The 3,788-nt window shown below is 75.5% G+C and carries 2 protein-coding genes; both read left to right on the top strand.

Translation table 11 applies throughout. The annotated features are described in order from the left end of the window. Positions 1-206: 206 nt before the first annotated feature. Positions 207-2,498, top strand: a complete 2,292-nt coding sequence (locus K6U79_11295) for a UvrD-helicase domain-containing protein (GenBank protein MCL6522937.1) — start codon at positions 207-209, stop codon at positions 2,496-2,498. Between the two features lie 37 nt (positions 2,499-2,535). Beyond that, the coding region (gene ligA, locus K6U79_11290) for an NAD-dependent DNA ligase LigA (GenBank protein MCL6522936.1) at positions 2,536-3,788 on the top strand (1,253 nt) is incomplete at its 3' end.

The raw sequence follows: 3,788 nt of genomic DNA, 5'->3' as shown, positions 1-3,788 counted from the left end.
GAGGCGGAGGGGGCGGAGCCGGGGGCGGCGGAGGGGGCGGAGGCTGACCGCCCGGACGTCCGCCGGCCGCAGGGGAGCGGGCCGGCGCCGCCGAAACGGCTCTCTCCGGGGGCAAGCCCCCGGAGGCGGTGAACGGGCTGAGCGAAGCGAAGATCGGCGAGGCGCCGGCCGGCGGGGCGGGCGCCGCCGCGGAGCTCCGGCGGCGGCTGCTGGCGGACCTCAACGCGGAGCAGCAGCAGGCGGTCACCCACCAGGGGGGACCGCTTCTCATCCTGGCCGGAGCGGGGAGCGGCAAGACGCGCGTCCTCACGCGGCGAGTGGCCTGGCTCGTGCGCGTGGAGGGCGTGCCCGCCTGGCGCATCCTGGCCATCACCTTCACCAACAAGGCGGCGCGGGAGATGCAGGAGCGGCTGGAGGCGCTCCTGGGCGAGGAGGCCCGCGAGCTCTGGGTGGGCACCTTCCACGCCGTCTGCGCGCGCATCCTGCGGCGGGAGGCGGAGCGGGCGGGGCTCGCGCCTTCCTTCACCATCCTGGACGACGACGACCAGCGGACGATCCTGCGTCAGATCCTGCGCCGGCTCGACCTTTCGGAGCGGCGCTGGCCGCCGGCGGGCGTGCGCGCGGCCATCAGCCGGGCCAAGAACGAGCTGCTCGGCCCCGACGCGCTGGCCTCGCAGGCGCGCAACTTCCACGAGCGCCAGGTGGCCGAGGTCTACCGCCAGTACCAGCAGGCGCTGGAGCAGGACGGGGCGCTGGACTTCGACGACCTGCTGGTGCGGACGGTGGAGCTGCTGGAGGGCGACGAGGAGGTGCGGCGGCGTTACGCGGAGCGCTTCCTGGAGGTGCTGGTGGATGAGTACCAGGACACCAACCGCGCCCAGTACCGGATTGTGCGCGCCCTCACCCGCGACCGCGGCCGGCTCCTGGTGGTGGGCGACTCCGACCAGTCGATCTACGGCTGGCGCGGGGCGGACATCCGCAACATCCTCCAGTTCGAGGAGGACTTCCCCGACGCGCGGGTCGTCAAGCTGGAGCAGAACTACCGTTCGACCCGGCCCATCCTGGACGCGGCCACGCGGCTGATCGCCCACAACCGGCAGCGCAGGCCGAAGGAGCTCTGGACGCGGACGCCGGGGGGGGCCCCGGTGACGCTCCACCACGCGCTGGACGAGGCCGACGAGGCCGCCTTCGTCCTCCGCGAGGCGCGCCGGCTCCACCGCGAGGGGCTGGCCTCCGAGGGCGGGCCGGCGGAGCCCGTTCCCTGGGGCGAGATGGCCGTCCTCTACCGGACCCACGCCCAGTCGCGGCCGGTGGAGGAGGCGCTCGTGGCCGCCGGCATCCCCTACACGGTGGTGGGCGGGCTCCGCTTCTACGAGCGGAAGGAGATCCGCGACCTCCTGGCCTACCTGCGCCTCATCGTCAACCCGGAGGACCGGGCCAGCTTCCAGCGCGTCGTCAACGTCCCCCGCCGCGGCATCGGAGCACAGACGGTCGAGCGCGTGCTGGAGCTCTCCGAGGGCGTCGGCCTGGAGCGGACGCTGCGTGACCCGGCGGCGCTGGAGGCGCTGGGGGCGGCGGCGCGCCGCCGCCTGGAGACCTTCGCCGGGCTGATGGAGGAGCTCCGCCGGCGCGCCCGCCAGCTCAGCCTCTTCGAGATCTGCCAGGAAGTGCTGGAGCGGACGGGCTACCGCCAAGCGCTGGTGGAGGACGACTCCATCGAGGCGGCCACCCGGCGGGAGAACCTGGACGAGTTCCTCACCGTGGCGCGCGAGTACGACCTGGCGCTCGGCGGCGCGCGGGCGCTCGGCGAGGCGGTGCGGCCGGGCGCGGCCGCGCCGGAGCCGGAGGCGGTCGACGGGGTGGCGCGGCTCGGCGCCTTCCTGGCGGAGATCGCCCTGCTCAGCGAGGTGGACGTGGCCGAGACGGGCGGCGACCGCGTCACGCTGATGACGCTCCACAGCGCCAAGGGGCTGGAGTTCCGCGTGGTCTGGCTGATCGGCATGGAGGAGGGGCTCTTCCCGCACAGCCGCGCCCTGGAGGAGCCCGACCGCCTGGAGGAGGAGCGCCGCCTCTGCTACGTGGGCATGACGCGCGCGCGCCAGAAGCTCTACCTGGTCCACGCCTGGCACCGGACCATCTTTGGCTCCCGCCTGGACGGCACCCCCAGCCGCTTCCTGGCCGAGGCGGCCGGCCCCGGCGTGGTGGAGAGCGGCTGGAGCGAGCGCGGCGCCGAGGCGCGGCCGGCCGGGCTCGCCGCGGCCGGCGGCGGCTTCGCCCGCCCCGCCGGAGCGGTGCCCGCCGCCGGCGGGACGGCGGCCGCCGCGGAGTGGCGCGCGGGCGACCGCCTGCGCCATCGCGCCTGGGGCGAGGGGACGGTGGTGGAGGTGCGGGGCCGCGGCGAGGAGCAGGAGCTGGTGGTGGCCTTCCCCGGCGCGGGGCTGCGCCGGCTGCTGGCCCGCTACGCGCCGGTGGAGCGCCTGGAGGGCGCGGGCGACTGAACGGAGCGGAAGGCGGAGAGGGGGAGAGGGCGAGAGCATGGCCCGAGAGGGCGAGGAGGCGGCCGGGCGGGCCGGGGCCCGGCCGGAGGAGGCGGCGGCGGAGGCGGAGCGGCTGCGCCGCCTCATCCGGCACCACGAATACCTCTACTACGTGCTGGACGCTCCCGAGATCTCCGACGAGGCCTTCGACGCGCTGATGGAGCGGCTGAAGGCGCTGGAGGCGGCCCACCCCGAGCTGGTCACGCCCGACTCGCCCACGCAGCGGGTGGGCGGCGCGCGCAGCGGGGAGTTTCCGCCGGTCCGCCACCCGCAGCCGCTCCTCAGCCTGGACGACGTCTTCAGCCGCGAGGAGCTGCTGGCCTTCGGTCGGCGGGTGGAGGCGGCGCTGGGCGAGCCGGCGGAGTACGTGGTCGAGCCCAAGATCGACGGCCTCTCCGTGGCCGTCACCTACGAGGAAGGGCGCCTGACCGTGGCGGCCACCCGCGGGGACGGCCTGGTGGGGGAGGATGTGACGCCCAACGTCCGCACCATCCGCTCGGTGCCGCTCCTCTTGCGCGAGGGGGCGCCCCGCCGCCTGGCGGTGCGCGGCGAGGTCTACATGCCGCGCGAGGCCTTCGAGCGGCTGAATGCGGAGCGGGAGGCGGCCGGCCTCCCCCTCTTCGCCAACCCGCGCAACGCCGCCGCCGGCTCGCTCCGCCAGCTGGACCCGGCGGTGACGGCGGGGCGGACGCTGGCCGCCTTCTTCTACCAGATCCTGGACATGGAGGGCGAGCCGCCCGCCACGCAGGCCGAGCTGCTGGAGCGGCTGCGCGACTGGGGCTTCCGCACGCCGCCCGAATGGCGGCGCGCGCGCTCCATCGAGGAGGCGGCCGACCTCTGCGAGGCGGGCGTCTCGCTGCGGGCCTCGCTTCCTTTCCAGATCGACGGCATGGTGGTCAAGGTCGACCGGCGCGACCAGCAGGAGCGGCTGGGCGCCACCTCCAAGGTGCCGCGCTGGGCGGCCGCCTGGAAGTTCCCCGCCGAGGAGGCGCTGACCGTCGTCCGCGCCATCGAAGTGAGCGTCGGCCGGACCGGCGCCCTCACCCCGGTGGCCGTCCTCGACCCCGTCCGCCTGGCCGGCACCACCGTCACCCACGCCAGCCTGCACAACGAGGACTACGTGCGCGAGAAGGACGTCCGCCTCGGCGACCACGTCTGGGTAAGGAAGGCGGGCGAGATCATCCCCGAGGTGGTCCGCGTGGAGACGGCGCTCCGCTCGGGCGAGGAGCGGCCCTTCCGCATGCCCGACCG

Source organism: Bacillota bacterium, from assembly GCA_023511835.1.
GTDB lineage: Bacteria > Bacillota > Sulfobacillia > JAIMAT01 > JAIMAT01 > JAIMAT01.
The sequence above is the reverse complement of the archived record's forward strand: the minus strand, read 5'-3'. Positions and strand labels throughout refer to the sequence as shown.